The 19,825-nt window shown below is 71.2% G+C and carries 23 protein-coding genes; 13 read left to right on the top strand and 10 right to left on the bottom strand.

Features of this window, described 5'->3' with window-relative positions; genetic code table 11:
* Positions 1-31: 31 nt before the first annotated feature.
* Positions 32-1,309 carry an MFS transporter gene (locus MED15_RS31090; RefSeq protein ID WP_112737637.1) on the top strand — a complete coding sequence of 426 codons (1,278 nt, stop codon included), beginning with the start codon at positions 32-34 and terminating at the stop codon, positions 1,307-1,309.
* Here MED15_RS31090 and MED15_RS31095 read toward each other — a convergent pair.
* From MED15_RS31095 to MED15_RS31105, 3 genes are read right to left on the bottom strand one after another with little or no spacing between them, the layout of a single operon-like run.
* Entirely contained in the window at positions 1,293-1,736 is a 444-nt protein-coding gene (locus MED15_RS31095) for an SRPBCC family protein (RefSeq protein ID WP_091406258.1), read from the bottom strand. The genes MED15_RS31090 and MED15_RS31095 overlap by 17 nt on opposite strands.
* A 2-nt stretch (positions 1,737-1,738) precedes the next feature.
* Positions 1,739-2,089: an ArsR/SmtB family transcription factor gene (locus MED15_RS31100; RefSeq protein WP_112737639.1), complete on the bottom strand. Its 351-nt coding sequence runs from the start codon at positions 2,087-2,089 to the stop codon at positions 1,739-1,741.
* On the bottom strand, positions 2,086-2,544 hold the full coding sequence (locus tag MED15_RS31105; RefSeq protein WP_112583744.1) for an SRPBCC domain-containing protein: 459 nt from the start codon (positions 2,542-2,544) through the stop codon (positions 2,086-2,088). Before MED15_RS31105 ends, MED15_RS31100 begins: the two co-directional genes overlap by 4 nt.
* 114 nt (positions 2,545-2,658) lie before the next feature.
* On the opposite strand from MED15_RS31105, the gene MED15_RS31110 reads away from it, so the two are divergent.
* Complete coding sequence (locus tag MED15_RS31110) at positions 2,659-3,033, top strand: VOC family protein (RefSeq protein ID WP_112737641.1); 375 nt, start codon at positions 2,659-2,661, stop codon at positions 3,031-3,033.
* Positions 3,034-3,092: 59 nt separating this feature from the next.
* On the top strand, positions 3,093-3,899 hold the full coding sequence (locus tag MED15_RS31115; protein ID WP_112737643.1) for a nucleotidyltransferase family protein: 807 nt from the start codon (positions 3,093-3,095) through the stop codon (positions 3,897-3,899).
* Position 3,900: 1 nt separating this feature from the next.
* Here MED15_RS31115 and MED15_RS31120 read toward each other — a convergent pair whose 3' ends face one another.
* Both MED15_RS31120 and MED15_RS31125 read right to left on the bottom strand, forming a co-directional pair.
* Positions 3,901-4,221, bottom strand: a complete 321-nt coding sequence (locus tag MED15_RS31120) for an HflX-like GTP-binding protein (protein ID WP_208646753.1) — start codon at positions 4,219-4,221, stop codon at positions 3,901-3,903.
* Between the two features lie 74 nt (positions 4,222-4,295).
* Positions 4,296-5,066, bottom strand: coding sequence for a class I SAM-dependent methyltransferase (locus MED15_RS31125; protein ID WP_112737680.1), 771 nt, complete (start codon positions 5,064-5,066; stop codon positions 4,296-4,298).
* Positions 5,067-5,106: 40 nt separating this feature from the next.
* Between MED15_RS31125 and MED15_RS31130 the strand changes: the two genes are divergently transcribed.
* On the top strand, positions 5,107-5,679 hold the full coding sequence (locus MED15_RS31130; protein WP_112583747.1) for a DUF3592 domain-containing protein: 573 nt from the start codon (positions 5,107-5,109) through the stop codon (positions 5,677-5,679).
* 20 nt (positions 5,680-5,699) lie between these two features.
* A complete protein-coding gene (locus MED15_RS31135) occupies positions 5,700-6,059 on the top strand; it encodes a hypothetical protein (RefSeq protein ID WP_112583748.1) in 360 nt (119 codons plus the stop codon).
* Between the two features lie 252 nt (positions 6,060-6,311).
* Here the strand turns inward: MED15_RS31135 and MED15_RS33705 are convergent, their stop codons facing one another.
* From MED15_RS33705 to ychF, 3 genes are all read right to left on the bottom strand, one after another.
* Positions 6,312-6,641: a hypothetical protein gene (locus tag MED15_RS33705; RefSeq protein ID WP_167457768.1), complete on the bottom strand. Its 330-nt coding sequence runs from the start codon at positions 6,639-6,641 to the stop codon at positions 6,312-6,314.
* A gap of 501 nt (positions 6,642-7,142) precedes the next feature.
* Positions 7,143-7,670, bottom strand: a complete 528-nt coding sequence (locus MED15_RS31150; RefSeq protein ID WP_244220638.1) for a DUF6928 family protein — start codon at positions 7,668-7,670, stop codon at positions 7,143-7,145.
* A gap of 279 nt (positions 7,671-7,949) precedes the next feature.
* Entirely contained in the window at positions 7,950-9,035 is a 1,086-nt protein-coding gene (gene ychF / locus MED15_RS31155) for a redox-regulated ATPase YchF (RefSeq protein ID WP_091406282.1), read from the bottom strand.
* 143 nt (positions 9,036-9,178) lie between these two features.
* On the opposite strand from ychF, the gene MED15_RS31160 reads away from it, so the two are divergent.
* On the top strand, positions 9,179-9,748 hold the full coding sequence (locus MED15_RS31160) for an exonuclease (RefSeq protein WP_112583750.1): 570 nt from the start codon (positions 9,179-9,181) through the stop codon (positions 9,746-9,748).
* A gap of 3 nt (positions 9,749-9,751) precedes the next feature.
* Here MED15_RS31160 and MED15_RS31165 read toward each other — a convergent pair whose 3' ends face one another.
* Both MED15_RS31165 and MED15_RS31170 read right to left on the bottom strand, forming a co-directional pair.
* Positions 9,752-10,486: a Type 1 glutamine amidotransferase-like domain-containing protein gene (locus MED15_RS31165; RefSeq protein WP_112583751.1), complete on the bottom strand. Its 735-nt coding sequence runs from the start codon at positions 10,484-10,486 to the stop codon at positions 9,752-9,754.
* 121 nt (positions 10,487-10,607) lie between these two features.
* Complete coding sequence (locus MED15_RS31170; protein WP_225855414.1) at positions 10,608-11,111, bottom strand: hypothetical protein; 504 nt, start codon at positions 11,109-11,111, stop codon at positions 10,608-10,610.
* Between the two features lie 139 nt (positions 11,112-11,250).
* On the opposite strand from MED15_RS31170, the gene MED15_RS31175 reads away from it, so the two are divergent.
* From MED15_RS31175 to MED15_RS31205, 7 genes are all read left to right on the top strand, one after another.
* A complete protein-coding gene (locus tag MED15_RS31175) occupies positions 11,251-11,760 on the top strand; it encodes a SigE family RNA polymerase sigma factor (RefSeq protein WP_112583752.1) in 510 nt (169 codons plus the stop codon).
* The gene (locus MED15_RS31180; protein ID WP_112583753.1) at positions 11,757-12,266 is read left to right on the top strand and encodes a hypothetical protein; all 510 of its coding nucleotides are present in this window, start codon (positions 11,757-11,759) and stop codon (positions 12,264-12,266) included. The genes MED15_RS31175 and MED15_RS31180 overlap by 4 nt, the downstream gene beginning before the upstream one ends.
* Before the next feature lie 218 nt (positions 12,267-12,484).
* Complete coding sequence (locus tag MED15_RS31185; protein ID WP_112605016.1) at positions 12,485-13,909, top strand: FAD-binding oxidoreductase; 1,425 nt, start codon at positions 12,485-12,487, stop codon at positions 13,907-13,909.
* A gap of 75 nt (positions 13,910-13,984) precedes the next feature.
* Entirely contained in the window at positions 13,985-15,463 is a 1,479-nt protein-coding gene (locus MED15_RS31190; protein ID WP_112698514.1) for a DNA-3-methyladenine glycosylase 2 family protein, read from the top strand.
* The gene (locus MED15_RS31195; protein WP_112583756.1) at positions 15,460-15,969 is read left to right on the top strand and encodes a methylated-DNA--[protein]-cysteine S-methyltransferase; all 510 of its coding nucleotides are present in this window, start codon (positions 15,460-15,462) and stop codon (positions 15,967-15,969) included. Before MED15_RS31190 ends, MED15_RS31195 begins: the two co-directional genes overlap by 4 nt.
* Positions 15,970-16,006: 37 nt before the next feature.
* Entirely contained in the window at positions 16,007-17,863 is a 1,857-nt protein-coding gene (locus MED15_RS31200) for an ABC transporter ATP-binding protein (RefSeq protein WP_112583757.1), read from the top strand.
* Positions 17,860-19,740: an ABC transporter ATP-binding protein gene (locus MED15_RS31205; RefSeq protein ID WP_112605040.1), complete on the top strand. Its 1,881-nt coding sequence runs from the start codon at positions 17,860-17,862 to the stop codon at positions 19,738-19,740. The genes MED15_RS31200 and MED15_RS31205 overlap by 4 nt, the downstream gene beginning before the upstream one ends.
* Positions 19,741-19,825 lie beyond the last annotated feature (85 nt).

Below are 19,825 nucleotides of genomic sequence, written 5' to 3' on the forward strand. Positions count from 1 at the left end.
CCGCGGGTCCCGCGCCGGGTGAGCTGACAGCATGCCGGACGACTCCCGATTCCCGCGCTCCTCTCCGTACTGGCCGGTGGTCAGTCACCCTCAGCTCCGACGCGTACTGCCCGGGCTGGCCGTCTCCGCTTTGGGCGACGGCCTGGCGGTGGTCGCGGTGACCTGGCTCGCCATCCAACTCGCCCCGCACGATCAGCGAGGCACCTGGATCGCGCTGGCCATGGCGGCGTACACGCTGCCCAGCGCGGCCGGGACTGTCGTCTTCGGCCGGCTGCTACGTGGGCGCAGCGGCGCCCAACTCGCCGGGTGGGACGCGATTCTGCGGGCCAGTGCGCTCGGGGCGATCCCCCTCGCCTACCTCCTCGGCGCACTGACCATCGGGCTGTACGTCGTCCTGCTCGCCGCGTCCGCATTGCTGCACTCGTGGGGTTCCGCCGGGCGTTTCACACTGATCGCCGAGCTGCTGCCGCAGCGACACCACCTGCCGGCCAACGCCGTGCTCGCCAGCATCGCCGGGTTCGCCACCATCGTCGGTCCGCCACTGGCGGGCCTCCTGATCGCCTGGGTTGGGCCGGTATGGGTCATCGCCATCGACGCTGCCACCTTCGCCGCGCTGGCCCTCACGTACCGTCTCGCCCTTCCCGCACGCAAGAGCGACCACCGGCATGAGCGCGGCGCCTCGCGGACCGCCGGCTTCGCCGTCATCCGCCGCAACCCCGCGCTGCTGGGCCTGCTGGTGCTGAGCCTCTGGTTCTTCTTCCTCTTCGGGCCGGTGTACGTGGCCATGCCGATCCACGTCACCGACGACCTGCACGCCTCCGCGACGCTGCTCGGCGGCTACTACACCGCGTTCGGCGTCGGCGGCCTGGTCGGCGGTGTGGTCGCCGGCCATCTACGTCGCTGGCCGCTGCGTGCCACCACCATCAGCATCGTCGTCGGGTTCGGCGTCGCCATGCTGCCGCTCGGCCTGGGAGCACCTGTCAGCCTGTCGCTGCCCGCCTTCGCCCTCGCGGGCCTGATCTGGGCACCGTACATGTCCACGTCGATGGCGCTGTTCCAGCGCAGCACGTCCATCGCGCAGCTACCGGCGGTGCTCGCCGCGAACGGCGCCATCCTCGTGCTGGCGGTGCCGCTGGGCACCATGCTCGGCGGGCCACTGGTGGGTGCCATCGGTGCACGCCCGACGCTGCTGCTGTGTGCCATGGCGATCGTGGCCCTCGGCCTGATCGCCGGGGCAATCGCGATCTCCAGGCGGAGCTCGCGATTGCCCGGCGATGCAGCCGTCACCGAGGTCAGTGCCAGTCGCTGATCCGGACGTCGTCCGGGGCCGGTCGGCCGTGGCCGGTCTCCACCTGCTCCTTAAGGCTCATCAGGAACAGCGCCCACTTGGTGCTGCAGTGGTGCATGAACTCGACCGGCTCGCGCCAGCCCTGGTGCGCGAACTGGACGATCGTGTACTCGCCGCGCTGGTCGAGACGCCAGTCGACCTCGGTTCCGACCCACTCCTCGGGGCCGTCGACGACGCGCCACCGCACCCGCCCGGCGGGGTTCAGCTCCAGGACCTCCATGTCGAAGCCGCCGGCATCACCGAACCGGAAGGCCAGCTGTCCACCAACTTCGCTCTTGCCCACCGTGTCGGTGGTCCACCAGGCGGCGAGGCCCTCCGGCGTTGCCACCGCTCGGTAGACGTCGTCGAGCGGAGCGACGACGCCGACCCGGTGCAGGATGTCGACCATTCTCAGTCTCCTTCGTCGTTGGTGCGGGTGCGTTCGATCGCCTCGGCGATGCGCTTGATCCGGCGGAGTCGGGCGTCCCAGGTGGAGCCCACGGCCGACAACTGGGCGACCGCGCGGGCGAGCTGCGCCTCGTCCACCTGGTAGTGACGCTCGCGACCGGCCGGCTGCGCGTGGATCAGCCCAACCCGGTCGAGGACCGCCAGGTGCTTCGAGACGGCCTGACGGGTGACGGGTAGCCGCTTGCTCAACGAGGTGGCGGTGCCCGGCCCGTCGGCGAGAAGAAGATCGATCATCGTACGCCGGATGGGGTCGCCGATCGCCGACCACAACTCGTCGTCGACCGCCGCGCTCACGGGGTCGCGACCAGCCGCGCGACGTACTCGCCCAGCCGGGGCATGTAGTGGTCCCAACCGTTCTCGTGGTCGCGGTACTGCTCTTCCAGGACAGCGACCTCCCAACCCAGCTCGCGGAACCCGGTCTCGGTCATCCGGATCAGCGTCCCGCCGCCGCTGGGCACCAGGTCGAAGGTGACGAACAGCGCCTGCCCGCTCCGGTCCGGCTCGGTGAAGCACCACCGGAACGAGAACCGCTTCGGCGGGTCGACCTCGACGACGGCGAGCGCGACGGTCTTCGTCTCCCCGGTGTCGGCGTCGCGCCACACCAGCTCACCGGGCGCGCCGGAGACGGACTCGAACCGCGCGTCGTCGGGCCACCACTCCCGCATGTGCTCGGGTTGGCTGACCACCTCGAAGACGACTTCGGGGGACGCGTTGACGTGGATGTCGCGTTCGATCGTTCCCTGTTCCATGCCCACAACCTTTCGCAACCTTTGGTTGCACTCAACCTACGACAGCGTGCACCCATCGCGCAACCTTTCGTTGCACGTCGCGGTTTCGTCGTACCCGGGGTGCACGATCGGCGCATGTCTGAGCCATCGCCGCACCGACACCACGCCATCGACTACGTCGAGCTCACGGTGACCGACCTCGCCGTGGCCAAGCGCTTCTACGCCGACGCTTTCGGTTGGCAGTTCAACGACTACGGGCCGGAGTACGCCGGCATCCGCAGCCCACACGGCGACGCCGCGCCCGAGGTCGGCGGTCTCCGTCTGGACAGTGAGGTTCGGGCGGGCGGCCCGCTCGTGCTGCTCTACTCCACCGACCTGGACCGGTCCGTGCAGGCCGTCAAGGAGGCCGGCGGCCAGGTGGTTAACGGGCCGTACGAGTTTCCCGGTGGCCGGCGGTTCCACTTCACCGACCCCAGCGGCAACGAGTTGGGCGCCTGGGCCGAGCAGTAGGGCGCCGACGTCGCACGGCCGGGGCTGAGCGTCCTCGCCAGCTCCGGCAGAGTGTCGCCATGGCCGGAACAGGACTGGACGCCGAGGGCTGGATTGCGCGCGAGGGTGCACTGAGTCGGGTCCCGGCCGCGTTCGCCGGTGTAGTCGACGCGGCACGCGCTCGGATAGCCGAATCGTTCGACGGTGGTCTGCTGCACAGCGCCTACATCTACGGCAGCATCCCGCGTGGCACCGCCATCCTCGGCGTCTCCGATCTCGACCTGCTCCTCGCCCTGCACACCGAACCAACCGAGGCCGACCGGGCGGCTGCCACCAGGATCGAGCAAGACCTCGACCGGTCCTTTTCGCAGATCGACGGCGTGGGCATCCTGTTGTTCAGTGCGCGTACGCTGCTCAGCGAGCTTGAGCGGCACGACCTCGGCTTCTTCGTCGCCTGCCTGTGCACCCCCCTGCTGGGCGACGACCTCGCCGACCAACTCCCCCGCTACCGGCCCACTCCCCTGCTCGCCCGCGAGACGAACGGCGACCTGTCCCTTGCCCTTCCGGGATGGCGCCGCCAGGCAGCCGAAGCGAACAACGACCAGCAACGGAAGGCACTCAGCCGGGTCGTCGCTCGGCGCATCGTCAGGACGGGGTTCACACTGATCATGCCGCGCTGGGGAGGCTGGACGAGCGACCTCACCGAGTCCGCCGAGGCGTTCGGGCTCCACTATCCGGAACGTGCCGGGCAGATGCGTAGAGCTGCCGCTATCGGCCGCACGCCCTCGCCGGTTCCGGGTGTGCTCCGCGAACTCATCGACGACCTCGGGCCCTGGCTCGCCGCCGAGTACGCAGTCGTCCATGGCGAGAAGGCCCTCCGTCCCTGAACTATCGGAGGTCCTCGCCAGTCAGGACGGGACAGCCGAACATGTCCGTGAGGACGGCCCTCTGGTGGTCGGTCAAGGGGTTCGCGAACACCGCGACGGCGACCCCGCGCTGCCGGCAGGCCTCGGCGACTTCGCGGGCCCTACCGGGGCTGAGCAACGTCCGCCGCGAGAACGGGTCACCCATCTTGTCCGCTCCGCCGGAAGAGACTCCCCGCCGCTGCACGTGCCGGCTCACGACCTGACCGCCGTGGGCGTCCACCAAGCTGGCCAGCAGATTGAGCTTGCTGTCGAACTCCTTGTCCTTCGCCGAGAACAGGCCCACCAGCGCCACCTCGGCGCCTGCCAGCACAGCGTTCAACGCCCCGGAGCGATGCCGATTCAACGGGCCTCCGACCGTCAGCTCCGGCGGGCGCGCAGCACGCCGGTCAGCATCGGCAGCGTGAACTCGCCGTGGGCGGTTTCGGGTCGGCTCCCGAGGAAGGAGCGGATCCGGCCGAGGGTGGCCTCTCGCTGCTCGTCCGGCATGACCAGCATCCCGGCCCGCGTCGCGAGCGTCGCGACGAGCGAGTCGGCGGTACGGCGCTGCCCGTGCGGGAACTCGACCTGCTCCGCCGACCCGAACAGGGCGATCAGGCCGGCGCTCGGAACGAGCATGTCCGCCGTCGCGGCGCGCCAACTGCTCAACGTGTCACGCGGGCCGATGGCCGCACTCCCGCTGACCCGTTCGAGCCCGGCAACCCAGTCGATCCGGTCGTCCATGATGTTCCACAGACCGGCCAGGACACCGCCGGGTGCGAGGACCCGGGCGATCTCCGCCCCCGCGACAGTCATGTCGAACCAGTGCAGGGCGTTGCCGGCGAGCACGGCATCGACGGACCCGTCCGGCAACGGGATGGCCTCGGCGCTACCCGGCAGGGCACTGACGGTCGGCAGTGCACGGCGTAGCTCGGCGAGCATCGCCGGGTCGGGTTCGACCGCCACGACGTCTGCGCCGACCGCGACCAGCGTCGCGGACAGCTTGCCAGTGCCGGCGCCCAGGTCGAGCACGCGCAGGCCGGGCGCGGGCTCCAGCGCCCACCGCACCGCGGCCTGCGCGTAATCCGGGCGGTGCTCGGCGTACGCGGTCGCCGCCGCGCCGAACGACGATCGGAGCAGCTGTTCCGTCATCCGGTCAACGTACCGCCGCTTGTCGACATCGGCTGCGACCATGGCCACCGTGCAGATCTTGCGAAGCTGGTGGCGGGTCCGCTACCCGGTCTACATACTCGGCCTCGCGGTCGGGATGGTCATGATGTGGCTGCCCATCAAGACCTCCCAGGACAACGACGCGTGGGAGAGTCGACTGCGCGTCGACGGCGTGCCAGCCCAGGCAGTCATCGATGAATTCGTGCACAAGCGGCGGAACAGCAACACGATGCACCTGCGCTACGAGCTTGCCGGGGCCCAGCGTCAGGCCGAGGTTGGCTGTTGGGAGGTCTGCCTACCGGCTGGCAGTGCGGTACGGGTCTGGGTCAACCCCAACGACCCGGATGATTTCGTGACTGAGTTCGGGACGTTGAGCGGGAATCGGGGTCGGCTGCAAGGGGTGGTCGGGGCGGCAGGCCTCATGCTGTTCGGGGTAATGGTGTTAGCCGTGATCGCCCGGCTTTACCAGCGACGACGCGACCGCCGGCGAAACGACTGGCAGCGGCAGCAACGCGAACAGCGCCAACGACAGTTCGCAAACGCCAGGGCCGGAAGAAAACGCAAGCCGAGCCGGCGACGGCCGAACCAGGACTGACGACGCGCAACACTAGCCACATGCTCACCTACGTCCGTTGGTACTGGCCGGATGAGGACCGCTGGAACTACGACGAGCTGGACGCCGACCGGTCGGCGCTGCGCCACATCGAGCTACGCGGCTCGGACGGGGTCTTCATGGCGGCGGCGGCGCTCGCGGATGTGCTCACCGCCCGAGACTCGGGGACCCAGGGCGCGGCGACCCAGTACGAACAGCGGTACGGAATTGTGCCGGAGGCCCCGTTCCCGCTACCCGACTCGGCGTTGGAACCCACTCTGGAAAGCCTGCCCTCGGAGGAGTTCGAGCGCCTGTGGCGGGACGCTCGTCGGCAGCTGGAACAGCAGGCCGCACCTGACTCGTCGGTCCGGGACGAACAATGACAGCTCCTGCGGTTCGACGACCACAGGTGAGGGTGGGACCAGCTGACCCCACCGGCCTGATCGGTCACGCCGGCCGACAACACCCCGTCGGCTACCACTTCGCCGGCAGACGCGTGATCGTTCGGCTCGACCGCGGCCTCGTGCGGATCACCGCCCGACGGGTCCTACTGTGCAGCCTGCCCAGCCCGCTCAGCGCTACGAAGATCGCCCGTATCCACGACGCCCACCGCCGGACCACGGCCCACCCCAAGTTCAGAACCGGTACGGGTTGAACGCCGCGCCAGCTGCCAGGGATCCCTGGTCATCGCCGGCCAACGTATCCATGTTGGCCTCGTCCACTTCGGAGCAACGCTCACCGTCGAAGCCGCCGACATCACCTTCCGCGTCCACGACGGCGACCAACTCGTCACCGAGGTAGCCCGCACCAGTGTCAAACCGATCGCCCGGTTCAAGGCTCGCAAACCCGAACGCACACGAGCTGTGCACCAGCCGGCGAGCAATTGACCAGTGGATTGGTAGCCTGCCTGCTCCGAGCACGAAGGGGCCAATCATGAGCCAGCGCAAGGCGGCCGGGATCATCATTGGTTGCGTCCTAGCCGGCTCTTCGGTGGTAGGGCTCCTGTGCTGCCTTGGCGCACTTGTGCTGCTCCCGGACGGCCCAAAGCATGCGCACCGGTATCTGGATCAGGTGCAGATGGATCCCGCGTACCGGCAAGTGGGTCAGGGCGGTCAGGGCAACTGCAACTGCAACCTGGAGTACTTCTACATCGGCCCCGGCCACACGGATCCAGCACGGGTCTTTTCAGGCCCTGCGCTTACCCTTCAACCCACGGATGGATCCGTCGCAGTTTGGGACCGACTCCTTGAGGGTGAAGGAGCCAGCAAGGCGAGCGGTAACTGCCGGGTGGTGGTGTACCGGTACCAACGTGACCGCGAACCGTTTGATAACTGGAAGCTGTCCACCGACGAGCGAGCTCTCGTGGCATCCGGCCGTCTAGCGGTTCTCTCTCTGTACGCATCGTGCGAACGAGACTACGGCTAGCACTTGATGGGTGACACTCTGCCGGCCGAGGGACAGGCGAATCAGGAGCTTTCGAGGCTGACCTCGTGCATCGCCCCGTCCGGTCCCAACCGGAACCTCCGCGGCGAACTCATGGCCCGCCGTGCCTGCGCGTATGCGGCTTCACGCGCGGCCTGTTCCTCGCCGGACGGGTCGGTCACGCGGAAGCCGTGCAGGTGAACAGCTTCGGCGTCGATGTCGTCCGACTCGGGGTGCCCCTCGACGACGAAGCCGAACAGCGCGCGCAATGCCTGCTCGCCCAGCGCGAGGGGATGGAACGGCAATGGGTACGGTGCTTGGTTGGGCCACCCCGGTACGGGCTCAACAGGATGCTCGCCTGCCCAGTAGGGCAGCTCGAAGTCGTACGGCTTGCCGATGTTCTCCCGGATGCCGCCGTCGGGCGACAGGCTCAGCGACCTGATGAGCAGGCCGTCTTCCCAGACCGCGAAACTGAGCCAGTCCACGACCGAGTGCATCCCGTGCATGATGATCCGCCTGCCCGCCCCCGCTTCGCGCAGGTGCTCCGGCAGCTCCGACGGACGGTCGAGCACCAGTCGCCGGTCGCAGTACAGCTCGGCCCCGGATGGATCTGACGTACCAGCGTTTCGGTCTCGGACAGCTCCGATCGCGTCGCGCCGTACAACGCGGGACGCAGATCTCCATCGGCGAATGCCAGCAGGGCTGTCTTCGCGCCCACGTCGCTCCTCCAGGTCTTCGGCCGCGCACAAACGCACGCACCCTACCTGCCGGCGAACGTCCGAGTCGGTCGGCCTCGCGCGACCGACTCGCCGATCTCCCCCAACCGCCTGACCCGCGACTACAGGAGAGGTTCAGACGTTGAAGCGGAACTCCACCACGTCGCCGTCCTGCATGACGTACTCCTTGCCCTCGATGCGGACCTTGCCCGCAGCCTTGGCCGCCGCCATCGAACCGTGCTCGACCAGGTCGTGGTACGAGACCACCTCGGCCTTGATGAAGCCGCGCTGGAAGTCACTGTGGATGACACCCGCGGCCTCCGGCGCGGTGGCGCCGACCGGGACGGTCCAGGCGCGCGCTTCCTTGGGGCCGGCCGTAAGGTACGTCTGGAGGCCGAGGGTGCGGAAGCCGACCCGGACGAGCTGGTTGAGGCCGGGCTCGTTCTGCCCGATCGACTCCAGCAGCTCGCGGGCCTCCTCCTCGGGCAGGTCCACCAGCTCAGACTCAATCTTGGCGTCCATGAAGATGGCCTCGGCGGGGGCGACCAGGGCGCGCAGCTCGTCGAGGAACGTCTCGTTGGCCAGTTCGGCCTCGTCGACGTTGAAGACGTACAGGAAGGGCTTGGTGGTGAGCAGGTGCAGCTCGCGCAGGTGCTCCAGCTCGATCTTGGCGGCGGCGGCCCCGGAGTAGAGGGTGGTGCCACCGTCGAGCACCTCGATCGCGGCCTTCGCGGCGGCGACGGCGGCGGCCCGGTCCTTGCGGAGCTTGGCCTCCTTCTCCAACCGGGGCAGCGCCTTGTCCAGGGTCTGCAGGTCAGCGAGGATCAGCTCGGTGTTGATCGTCTCGATGTCGTCGGCCGGGGAGATCTTGCCGTCGACGTGCACCACGTTCGGGTCGGAGAAGGCCCGGACGACCTGGCAGATCGCCGAGGCGTCCCGGATGTTGGCCAGGAAGGCGTTGCCCCGGCCCTGCCCCTTTGACGCGCCGCGGACCAGGCCGGCGATGTCGACGAACGACACCGGGGCCGGCAGCACCTTCTGCGAGGAGAAGATCTCGGCCAGCTTGCCCAGCCGCTCGTCGGGCAGCCCGACCACGCCGACGTTGGGCTCGATGGTGGCGAACGGGTAGTTCGCCGCCAGCACGTCGTTCTTGGTCAACGCGTTGAAAAGCGTGCTCTTGCCGACGTTGGGCAGGCCGACGATGCCGATGGTGAGACTCACGACGGGCCAGCTTACGCCGGTCCCGGCCGGGCCGGTCCAGGCGGCTCCGATTCGGCACTGCGCAGGTGGTCGATCGTCGCTCCCCCCGCACGGCGGCAGGCGTTGCTAATCTCCCGGTTCGATGTTCCGCTGCTGGAGGTGAGATGACCTCGACATTGCCTGAGCTGTACATCGCCGTCGATGTGGAGGCGGACGGGCCGATCCCCGGGCCGTACAGCATGATCTCGCTGGGCATGGCCGTGGCCGGCCGCCCGGACCTCACCTTCTACACCGAGCTGCGTCCCATCTCCGACGAGTTCGTCCCGGCGGCGCTGGCCGTCTCGGGCCTGGACCGGGACCGGCTGCTGCGGGAGGCGCCCACCGCGCAGGAGGCGATGTCCGCCGCGGCGGCCTGGGTCAACGGGCTGCGCCGGGTCGGCCGTCCGGTCTTCCTCGCCGCCCCGGCCGTCTGGGACGGCATGTTCGTGCACTGGTACTTCGTCCGCTTCGTCGGGCACAGCCCGTTCGGTGCGACCGGCTCCGGTGTTGATCTCCGCAGCTACTGGATGGGGTTGACCGGCAGCGAGTGGGTCCGGACCCGCAAGGGCACCATCAAGCAGGAGCTGGGCCTGCACGACCTGCCGCACACGCACCACGCCGGGGAGGACGCCGCCGAGCTGGCGCAGGTCTTCGACGCGGTGCTCCGCCGCCGACAGGCCGTCGACGAGGCGTGACGCTCAGCCGAGCAGGCGGGGGGCGATGACAGCCTCCCGGACGCTGCCGTCCGCGCCGCGGCTGACCTCGTACGCCGAGACGCCCTCGCGGTCTGCGATCGCCTCGACCAGCCGGGTGCCCCGGTAGACCAGGCCGACGCCGTCGTCGGTGCAGTGGCTGGTGGGGAGCGTGCCGTCACCGACCAGCTCGTGCATGAGCGGGCGGCGCTGGCCCTCGCTGTCGTAGTGCACCCCGTTGCCGTACGGCAGCCAGGCCAGGCCCTCGGTGAAGCCGCGCAGCCGGGGGCCGAAGCTGTCGGTGGCACCGCCGACATGCCAGCAGATCGAGCCGGCGGAGACGCCGGCCAGCACCACGCCGGCCTGCCAGCACTCGTGCAGGATCTCGTCGAGCCCGTGCACCCGCCACACCGCGACCAGGTTGGCCACGCTGCCGCCGCCGACCCAGATCACGTCCTGGGCGAGCAGGTGGGCGCGGACGTCCTCGACGTTCGGCATCGGGAACAGGGCGAGGTGTGACAGCCGGAACCGGGTGTCGGCGAACGCGCCGTAGACGGCGGTCAGCGAGGTGGGCTGGTCGCCGACGGCCTGCCCGAGGTAGCAGACCCGCGGCTGCGGACCGGCCTCGGCCAACTCGGCGGCCAGCTCGAAGACCGGGCTGGGGCGCAGGTCGTAGGGCCCGCGGTCGCCCCGGAAGAAGCCCATGCTGGTGGCGATGATGGTCGGTTCGCTGGCGGGCATCGAAGCGTCCTTCCGTCGGGGGCGGTGCGGCGTCCATCCTGCCGTAGCCGGTCTCCGGTTTGCTCGGTGCGGGGCCCGACCGCCACGCGCAGGTGGTGGTCGGGCCGCGCCAGCCTCATGATCAACCAGCCTGGTCGGGCCGCCGTTGGCGGGGCACCTCGACCTCGGGCCAACGGCCCAGGGCTCGACGGTCGGCCGGCGTCAGTTGCCCGGCGGCGGCGCGGGGCAGGGTGAACCGGTCGGCGGCGGCCGGGCCGGCCGAGACCGACTCGCGCAGCATCCAGCGCACCTCGTCGGCCGTCCAACCCAGCCCCGGCCGCGCGGCGATCTCGCGGATCAACCGCCGGCCGACCCTCGTGTCGTCGTCGTAGAAGCGCATGCACCAGTGGTGCGTCCACATCCCGAGCGCCCGCAGGCCCGCGTCGTCAAGGGAGCCGGCCAACCGGCCGCAGGCCGTGTCGGGGAAGCTCTGCTCGGGGTCGCCCGCCCGGTCCCGTTCGATGGCGCCCACGGCGGCCGGCGCGACAGCCCGCATCCGGCGGTAGAAGGACTGCGCCACCGCGCGGGGCAGCGGCGGGAACGCACCCGCTGTCGACGCCGCCGCCCAACCCGCCACGCTCGTCATCCGCCGCACCCCTTCTTCAGTTGGTGGCCGGACGCTACCCGGCACGACCGACACTTTCGGGCCGAAAAACCCCACCGATCGTGGATAGCGACGATGACCTGGGACGTCTGTATCTGTGACAACGAAACGGGGGTGGTGGGTGGACGAGGACGAGCGCGCGCGGCTGGCCGAGTTCGTCGGCAGCCGGACTCCGGCGCTGATGCGGGTCGCGTACCTGTTGACCGGGGACCGCAACGCCGCCGAGGACCTGTTCCAGTCGGCGTTGGCGCGGACCATCCCGAAGTGGGGCACCATCCGGCACGCCGATCCCGAGGGCTACCTGCGGGTGGTGATGTACCGCGAGCAGATCAGCTGGTGGCGGCGACTTCGCCGGTGGCGGGAGACACCGCTCAACCCGGCGGACGAACCGGTCGGCGGCGACCCGAGCGGCGGCTCCGACGTGCGGTTGGCGATGCGGGCCGCGCTGCGCCACCTGCCACCGACGCAGCGGGCGGTGGTGGTCCTCCGCTACTACGAGGACCTGCCCGAAGCCCGGGTGGCCGAGTTGCTGGGCTGCTCGGTGGGCACCGTGCGCAGCCGTACCCATCGAGCGGTGAAGCGACTACGCGACCTGCTGCCGGACGTCGACATGCTGGAGGTACGGCGATGACCGAACCCTTCGAGCACCTCATCCGCTCCACCCTCACCGACCTGGCCGAGGAGGCACCGATCGTGCATGACCAGTTGAGCCGAGCGGAACGGCGGGTGCGCAACAGACGTCGCGCCACGGTGGCGGTGGGGGCGGTGAGCACCCTGGCGGCGATCCTGATCGCCACCCCGCTCGCCCTGGCCGCGACCGGCTCGGACGGACCTCCCCCGGCCGTGCCCAGCCCGGCCGGTCCGGCGGCAGTGCCCAGCCCACCCGAACCCACCCCGTCCGCGCCCACCGCGGTGCCGACGGTCGAGCCGAGCCCCGGAGGCGCGCCCGGGGACCCGTCGATCACGCCGGGCCCGCCCGGCGTCCCGGGCCGGCCGACTGTCACGCCGAGCCCGGCGACTCCGCCGGGCCCGCCCGGTGTACCGGGCCGACCGACTGTCTCACCAACCCCGACGACTCCGCTGGGCCCGCCCGGTGTGCCGGGACGGCCGATTGTCACGCCGAGCCCGTCACGTTGAGCATCACCGGTCAGGTCGGTGGTTCTTCCGCCCCGGCCTGACCGGTCAACCCAGGAGATTCCGGTCACCTTCGCGCGACGCTCCCCGTACCGGCGAGCGTCGCGCGCTGCGGCGACCGGCGGGCATTGGTCCACCGAATTTGTCGAGGCCGGCATGCCCGCTCATTCTTGGGCCATGACCGATCCCGGACACCCGCGGTGCGAGCTGCGGGGGCAACGATGAGCACCGCCATGGCCCGGGTGCCCGACTCCCTCCGGGGGCAGATCGTCACGCCCGGCGACCGCCGGTACGCGAACCTGCGCTCGACGTACACCAGGTCGGCGTCGCCGGCTGCCGTGCTGCTGCCGAAGACCACCGCGCAGGTGGTCGACGCGCTCCGCTACGCGCGGGAGCAGCGGCTGCCCATCGCGGTCCGCAGCGGCGGGCACGGCTTCTCCGGGGCCTCCTCCAACAACGGTGGGGTGGTCATCGACCTCTCCATGCTCAACCGGGTTCAGGTGATCGACGAGCGGGCCGGGCTGGTCCGGGTCGAGGCCGGGGCCCGCTGGGCGAACGTCGCGAAGGCGCTGGCCCCGTACGGCCTGGTGATCAGCTCGGGTGACTACGGCGGTGTCGGCGTCGGCGGCCTGGCCACCGGCGGTGGTGTCGGCTGGCTGGTCCGCGCCCACGGCCTCACCATCGACAGGGTCCGCGCCGTCGAGGTGGTGCTGGCGGACGGGACGCTGGTACGCGCTGACGCCGACCACGAGCCGGAGCTGTTCTGGCTGATCCGCGGGGCCGGGGCCGGGGCGGGGATCGTGGTGGCCTTCGAGATCGAGGCTGCCGAGCAGCGCAACGTCGGTGTCGCGCAGTTGGTCGTCGAGGCGCATCCGGACGGTCGCACCGTCCGGGAGTGGACGAGCTACCTCGCGCAGGCCCCACGGGAGCTGTCAGCGGCCGCCGTGGTGTACGCCGAGGGTCGGTCGGTCCTCATGTCCATCACCGCCGTGGTGGCCGCCGAGAGCCTGCGCCGGGCCCGGCCGGCGGTGGAGCCGCTGCTCGCCATCGGCAAGGTGCTCGAACACCGGACCGACCTGCTGCCCTACCCGACGCTGGTGCCGACCGCGCACCTCAACCCCAACGTCGGGCAGCAGCGTGGCACGACCACCAACGGTCTGTTCACCGCGCTGGACGACGCCGGGGCGCGGGCCGTGACGCGAGCGGTGACCGGGCCGGGGCGGGCGGTGATCCAGCTCCGCTCGTTGGGTGGGGCGGTCAACGACGTCGCTTCCGACGCGACCGCGTACCCGCATCGTCACCAGGACACGCTGATCGTGGCCTCGGTGTTTCCGCCGCAGGCCGACGCCGCGCTGAACGCCGCCTGGCGGGCCGCCGGGGCACGCGCCGACGGCGCGTACGTCAACTTCGAGAGCCGGCCGGACCCGGCCGCGTTCGCCCGGATCTACCCGGGCGAGACCGGGGCCCGGGTCCGGCGGCTGTGGAAGCGGTACGACCCGGACGGCGTGTTCCGATCGGCCCTGCTGACCGGCCAGGCCAACCGCGCCGGCCAGGGCAACCGGTCGGGCCGCGCCGGCCAGGCCGACCGAACCAGTCAGGGCTCCCGCGCCGGCCGGTCCGGTCAGCCGCACCGACGCCGCCGCTGACCGCAGGCTCGGCGCGCACACCCAGGTCCGATTCCCGCCAGCCGATGACCGGTCGAGCGGGGCATCATCGGTGACATGGAGATGGACTTCGAGCGGTGTTACCGGGCTGTGGACAGCCGTGACCAGCGGTTCGACGGCTGGTTCTACACCGGTGTGACGTCCACCGGGATCTACTGCCGGCCGTCCTGCCCGGCGATCACACCGAAGCGGCAGAACGTCCGATTCTTCCCGTCCGCCGCCGCCGCGCAGGGCGCCGGGCTGCGCGCCTGCCGTCGCTGCCGGCCGGACGCCGCGCCCGGCTCCCCGCTCTGGGACGTCCGCGCGGACGTGGTCGGTCGGGCGATGCGGCTCATCGCCGACGGGGTTGTCGACCGGGACGGCGTACCGGGGTTGGCCTCCCGGCTGGGCTACACCGAGCGGCACCTGCACCGGATGCTGAGCGCCGAGATGGGCGCCGGGCCGCTCGCGCTGGCCCGCGCCCAGCGCGCCCAGACCGCCCGGATCCTGATCGAGACGACCGACCTGGCGATGGCCGAGATCGCGTTCGCCGCCGGCTTCGGCAGCGTGCGGCAGTTCAACGACACGCTTCGCGAGGTGTACGCGAGCGCCCCGTCGGACCTGCGCACGGCCCGTGGCCGCCAGCAGGCGCCGGCCGGGGCGGGGACCATCGCGCTCCGGCTGGCGTACCGCCCGCCGCTGCACGCCCGGGCGCTGCTGGACTTCCTCGCGGTGCGGGCGTTGCCCGGTGTGGAGGCCGTCCGCGACGGGGCGTACCACCGGGGTCTGCGGTTGCCGCACGGCACCGGCCAGGTGGCGCTGACCCCGGCGGACGGGCACGTGGCGGCGACGTTGCGGCTCGCCGACCTGCGCGACCTGGCGCCTGCGGTGGCCCGCTGCCGCCGGTTGCTCGACCTGGACGCGGACCCGGCGGCCATCGACGCAACGCTGGCCGCCGACCCGGCGCTGGCCCCGGTGGTCGCCGCCGAACCCGGCATCCGCGTCCCCCGCGCCGTCGACGGTTTCGAGCAGGCCGTCCGCGCCATCATCGGCCAACAGGTCTCGGTGACCTCCGCAAGAACAACCCTCACCCGCCTCCTCTCCCACCGCGTCGATCATGAGGTTGACCCGGCCGATGAAGATCGAACCCCAGGTCAACCTCATGATCAACGGGGTGAGCTGCGGGGGTTTTTGAGCGCGGAGGACCTTTTGGGCCTGCCGGACTCGGGGTTCGGGATGCCTGTGGGGCGGCGGGAGGCATTGCGGGGGTTGGCTCGGGCCGTGGTGGACGGGTCTGTCGACCTCGCCGCTGGAACGGACCGGGGGGAGGTCGTTCGGGGGCTGCTCGCGCTCCCCGGCATCGGCCCGTGGACCGCCAACTACCTGGCCATGCGCGCCTTCGGCGACCCGGACGTCCTCCTCAGCTCCGACCTCGCGGTCCGGCGCGGCGCCGCCGCACTCGGCCTGCCCGACACCCAACCAACCCTCGACAGGTACGCCGAGCGTTGGCGTCCCTGGCGGTCCTACGCCACGATCAGACTCTGGAGAGCGGCATGAACATCGACAGCACCGTACTGAGCACACCGGCCGGCCCACTGAGCATCCTCGCCGGCCCCGACGGTGACGTACGGGCCGCCGGCTTCACCCCGGACCCGGCGGCGCTGCTGCCCCTGGTCCACCCGGCCCTGCGGGCACCGCTACGCGAGCGGGCCGACCTCGGCCCGGTCAGTGCGGCGGTCCACTCCTACCTGGACGGTGACCTCGCCGCCATCGACGCGGTGCCGGTGCGTCAACGCACCGGTGGAGAGTTCATGGCGCATGCCTGGCAGGTGCTGCGCGAGGTGCCGCCGGGCACCCCGGTCACCTACACCGGGTACGCCGCGCTGGCCGGTCGACCACCGGCGGTGCGGGCCGCCGCGGCCGCCTGCGCCCGGAACGCGGCAGCCCTCTTCGTGCCCTGCCACCGGGTACTTCGCACCGACGGCACGCTCGGTGGCTACCGCTGGGGGCTGGACGTGAAGAAGTGGCTTCTCGGTCATGAGCGACGCTTGACAACAAGCTGACAGGAGCATCGACACTCATTGACGCTACCGTCGGGTAGTGCCTGTGGAGAGCGACGGCGACCCGGCCGCCCGGGCCGCCGCGGGCACCCACCCCGTGCACAACCTCTGGCGGCTGCGCCCCTACCTGCGCCCGTACGCCGCCGAGTTCGCCTGGCTGCTCGTCGCGGGCCTCGCCGGCACCGCGGCCGGGATCGCCGTACCACTGGTCGTGCAGCGGGTCGTGGACGGGCCGGTGGCCCGACACGAACCGGCCGGGCTGCTCCAGCTCGGCGGTCTGGCGCTGCTGCTCGGCGTCGTCGAGGCGGTGCTCATCTTCATCCGCCGGTGGGTGCAGTCGTCCTCGGCGGTGGGCATGGAGGCGGCGCTGCGCGCCGACGTCTACGCCCACCTGCAACGGCTGCCGACCAGCTTCCACGACCGCTGGCAGTCCGGCCAGTTGCTCTCCCGGATCACCAGCGACCTGTCGGTGATCCGCCGGTTTCTCTCCTTCGGCGTCTTCTTCCTGGTGCTCAACCTGACCACGTACGTGGTCGTGGTGGTGCTGCTGATCAACCTGCACCCGGCGCTCGGGGTGCTGGTCGCGGCCAGCGCGGTGCCACTGCTGCTGATCAGTCGCCGGTTCGGCCGGCACTACCACGCCGCGTCCCGCCGGATGCAGGATCAGCAGGGCGACGTGGCGACGCTGGTCGAGGAGACCGCGCAGGGCCTGCGCACCATGAAGGCTTACGGGCGGGGGCCCGAACTGGCCGCTCGCTTCGCCGGTGCGGCCCGCCGCCTGCACGACACGGGCGTCGGCAAGGGGCGGCTGCTGGCGAACACCTCGGCGCTGCTCGACCTGGTACCCAACGTGACCCTTGGCGTGGTGCTGGCGGCCGGGGCGGCCGCCGCCGCGCAGGGCGCGCTCACCATCGGCGAGCTGGTCGCGTTCGTCAGTCTCCAACTGATGCTCATCTGGCCGGTGCAGTCGCTGGGTTGGATCATCGCCAACGGTCAGGAGGCGGCCACCGCCGCCGACCGGATCCAGGAGGTGCTGGACACTCCACCGGAGATCGTGGATTCTGCCGGCGCTGTCGCGTTGCCGCGCAACGCGGTGCACGGTCGGCTGCGCTTCGAGCGGGTCGCGTTCAGCTATCCGGGTGCCACCACGGGGGTGCTGCGCGAGATCGACCTGACCATCGAGCCGGGCGAGACGCTGGCCCTGGTCGGCGCCACCGGCTCCGGCAAGAGCACCCTGCTCTCCCTGGTGCCCCGGCTGCACGACGTGACCAGCGGCCGGATCACCCTGGACGGGCACGATCTGCGCGAGCTGCGGCTGGCCTCGCTGCGCCGGCTGGTCGGCGTGGCGTTCGAGGAGCCCACCCTCTTCTCCATGTCGGTGCGGGAGAACCTCACCCTGGGTCGCCCGGACGCCGGTGACGACGAGATCCATGCGGCCCTCGCGCTGGCCCAGGCCGACTTCGCGTACGACCTGCCCTGGGGGTTGGCGACCCGGGTGGGCGAGCAGGGGTTGTCCCTCTCCGGCGGGCAACGGCAACGGCTCGCGTTGGCACGGGCCGTGCTCGGCCGACCGGCGGTGCTGGTGCTGGACGATCCGCTCTCCGCCCTCGACGTGCACACCGAGGCCCTGGTCGAGGCGGCGCTACGGCGGGTCCTGCGCGACAGCACCGCGCTGCTGGTGGTGCACCGGCCGTCGACGATCGCGCTGGCCGACCGGGTCGCCCTGCTGGAGGACGGGCGGATCACAGCGACCGGTCGGCACTCCGACCTGCTGGCCACCGTTCCGGCGTACCGGGCACTGCTCGCCGCCGAGCCGCCCGCGGGGCGCCCACCGCCGGCTGGGGCCAGTGGCCCGAGTTCGTCCCCTTCGGACGGGTGGGGGCTGGTGCGTTCGTGAGCGTGCCGGAGCAGGCCGACCCACCTCCCGAGGAGGAGCCCGAGCTCACCCGCTGGCGCGGAACCGCCACCGACCCTGAGGCTGACCGCAGTCGAGCCGAGGACACCAGCCCCGAGGCCGTGGCCCGGCTGCGCCGGCTCAGCCGCACCCTGCTGGGCGGTCTGCTCCGGCCGCATCGGAGGCGTCTCGCCGCGGCGGTCGCGCTGCTGCTGGCCCAGAACGCCGCCGCGATGGCCGGCCCGTACCTGGTCATGATCGGCATCGACCGGGCCATCCCGCCGTTGCGCGCCGGCGACGCCGGCCCGCTGGTCACCGTTGCCGGGGCGTTCGCGGTGGCCGCGGTGACCGAGTACGCGGCCCGCCGCGGCTTCCTCACCCTCTCCGCCCGGATCGGCCAGGCCGTCCTGCTCGACCTGCGGCAGCGGGTGTTCGGGCACTTCCTGCGGCTCTCGGTGGGCTTCCACGAGCGGTACACGTCCGGCCGGATGGTCTCCCGGCTCACCAGTGACCTGGACTCGATCGCCGAGCTGGTCGACGGTGGGATCGACAGCCTGGTGCTGGCCGGGCTCTCGATCCTGTCGGTGGCCGCCATCCTGCTCTGGCTGGACCTGCCGCTGGCGGCCGTGACGCTGTTCGCCTTCCCTTTCCTGTTCTGGCTCTCCCGCTGGTTCGCCCGGTCGTCGGCCAGCGCGTACCGACGGACCCGGGACGCGGTCGCGCTGGTCATCGTGCACTTCGTCGAGTCGATGCGGGGCATCCGGGCGGTGCAGGCGTTCCGCCGGGAGCCTCGCAACCAACGGATCTTCGTGGCGCTCGGCGACGACTACCGGCGGAGCAGCCTGCACGCGTTCCGGCTGATCGCCACGTATTCGCCCGCGATCAAGCTGATCGGCAACGTAACCGTGGCGGTGGTGCTCTGCTACGGCGGTTGGCGGGTGCTCGGCGGGCAGACCGAGATCGGTGTGCTCGCGGCGTTCCTGCTCTACCTGCGCCGCTTCTTCGAGCCGATGCAGGAGCTGAGCCAGTTCTACAACTCGTTGCAGTCGGCCACCGCCGCGCTGGAGAAGCTGGCCGGGGTGCTCGACGAACGACCGGCCGTCGCCGAACCGGCCCGGCCCACACCGCTGCCGACCGGTCCCGGCCGCGGTGAGTTGATCTTCCGTTCGGTCGGCTTCGGCTACCGGGCCGACACCCCGATTCTCTGCCGGCTGGAGTTGACAGTGCCGGCCGGGCAGACCGTGGCGCTGATCGGCCCCACCGGGGCGGGCAAGTCGACGATCGCGAAGCTTGTCGCCCGGTTCCACGACCCCGACACCGGCACGGTCCGGCTGGACGGGGTCGACCTGCGCGACGTACGCGACGCCGACCTGCGCCGCGCTGTGGTGCTGGTGACGCAGGAGAACCACCTCTTCAGCGGAACCGTCGCGGAGAACATCCGGTTCGGTCGCCCGGGGGCCGACGACGACGCCGTCCAGGCCGCCGCGCGGGCGATCGGCGCGCACGACTTCATCGCCGCACTACCCGAGGGGTACGCCACTCAGGTGCACCGGCGCGGCGGCCGGCTCTCCGCCGGGCAGCGGCAGCTGGTGGCGTTCGCCCGCGCGTTCCTGGCCGACCCGACAGTGCTCATCCTGGACGAGGCGACGTCGTCGCTGGACGTGCCGACGGAACGTCTGGTGCAGCGGGCACTCGGAACCATCCTGCGCGACCGCACCGCACTGGTGATCGCACATCGCCTCTCCACAGTGGAGACTGCCGACCGGGTGCTCGTCCTCGACGGCGGAAGGGTCGTCGAGGACGGCCCACCCGCCGTGCTCGCCGAGGCCGACGGCCGGTACGCCGCCCTGCACCGCCAGTGGCGTGACTCGCTGATCTAGCCGGGCCGGCCGGTCGCGGCCACAACCGCCAGCCGGTGTGTTCGGCCGCAACTACGTCGCCCCGCACCCGCTACGTGCCTACGAT

Origin of the sequence: Micromonospora noduli (assembly GCF_003264475.1) — a bacterium.
Taxonomy (GTDB): domain Bacteria; phylum Actinomycetota; class Actinomycetes; order Mycobacteriales; family Micromonosporaceae; genus Micromonospora; species Micromonospora noduli.

Excerpts from the sequence above, each read along its gene's own strand:
- MED15_RS31185 (WP_112605016.1), top strand. The coding sequence starts at position 12,485 with ATGAGCACCGCCATGGCCCGGGTGCCCGACTCCCTCCGGGGGCAGATC.
- MED15_RS31170 (WP_225855414.1), bottom strand. The coding sequence starts at position 11,111 with ATGACGAGCGTGGCGGGTTGGGCGGCGGCGTCGACAGCGGGTGCGTTC.
- MED15_RS31135 (WP_112583748.1), top strand. The coding sequence starts at position 5,700 with ATGCTCACCTACGTCCGTTGGTACTGGCCGGATGAGGACCGCTGGAAC.
- MED15_RS31125 (WP_112737680.1), bottom strand. The coding sequence starts at position 5,066 with ATGACGGAACAGCTGCTCCGATCGTCGTTCGGCGCGGCGGCGACCGCG.
- MED15_RS31130 (WP_112583747.1), top strand. The coding sequence starts at position 5,107 with ATGGCCACCGTGCAGATCTTGCGAAGCTGGTGGCGGGTCCGCTACCCG.
- MED15_RS31160 (WP_112583750.1), top strand. The coding sequence starts at position 9,179 with ATGACCTCGACATTGCCTGAGCTGTACATCGCCGTCGATGTGGAGGCG.
- MED15_RS31195 (WP_112583756.1), top strand. The coding sequence starts at position 15,460 with ATGAACATCGACAGCACCGTACTGAGCACACCGGCCGGCCCACTGAGC.
- MED15_RS31180 (WP_112583753.1), top strand. The coding sequence starts at position 11,757 with ATGACCGAACCCTTCGAGCACCTCATCCGCTCCACCCTCACCGACCTG.
- MED15_RS33705 (WP_167457768.1), bottom strand. The coding sequence starts at position 6,641 with ATGATGATCCCGGCCGCCTTGCGCTGGCTCATGATTGGCCCCTTCGTG.
- MED15_RS31115 (WP_112737643.1), top strand. The coding sequence starts at position 3,093 with ATGGCCGGAACAGGACTGGACGCCGAGGGCTGGATTGCGCGCGAGGGT.
- MED15_RS31190 (WP_112698514.1), top strand. The coding sequence starts at position 13,985 with ATGGAGATGGACTTCGAGCGGTGTTACCGGGCTGTGGACAGCCGTGAC.
- MED15_RS31110 (WP_112737641.1), top strand. The coding sequence starts at position 2,659 with ATGTCTGAGCCATCGCCGCACCGACACCACGCCATCGACTACGTCGAG.
- MED15_RS31105 (WP_112583744.1), bottom strand. The coding sequence starts at position 2,544 with ATGGAACAGGGAACGATCGAACGCGACATCCACGTCAACGCGTCCCCC.
- MED15_RS31090 (WP_112737637.1), top strand. The coding sequence starts at position 32 with ATGCCGGACGACTCCCGATTCCCGCGCTCCTCTCCGTACTGGCCGGTG.
- MED15_RS31095 (WP_091406258.1), bottom strand. The coding sequence starts at position 1,736 with ATGGTCGACATCCTGCACCGGGTCGGCGTCGTCGCTCCGCTCGACGAC.
- MED15_RS31165 (WP_112583751.1), bottom strand. The coding sequence starts at position 10,486 with ATGCCCGCCAGCGAACCGACCATCATCGCCACCAGCATGGGCTTCTTC.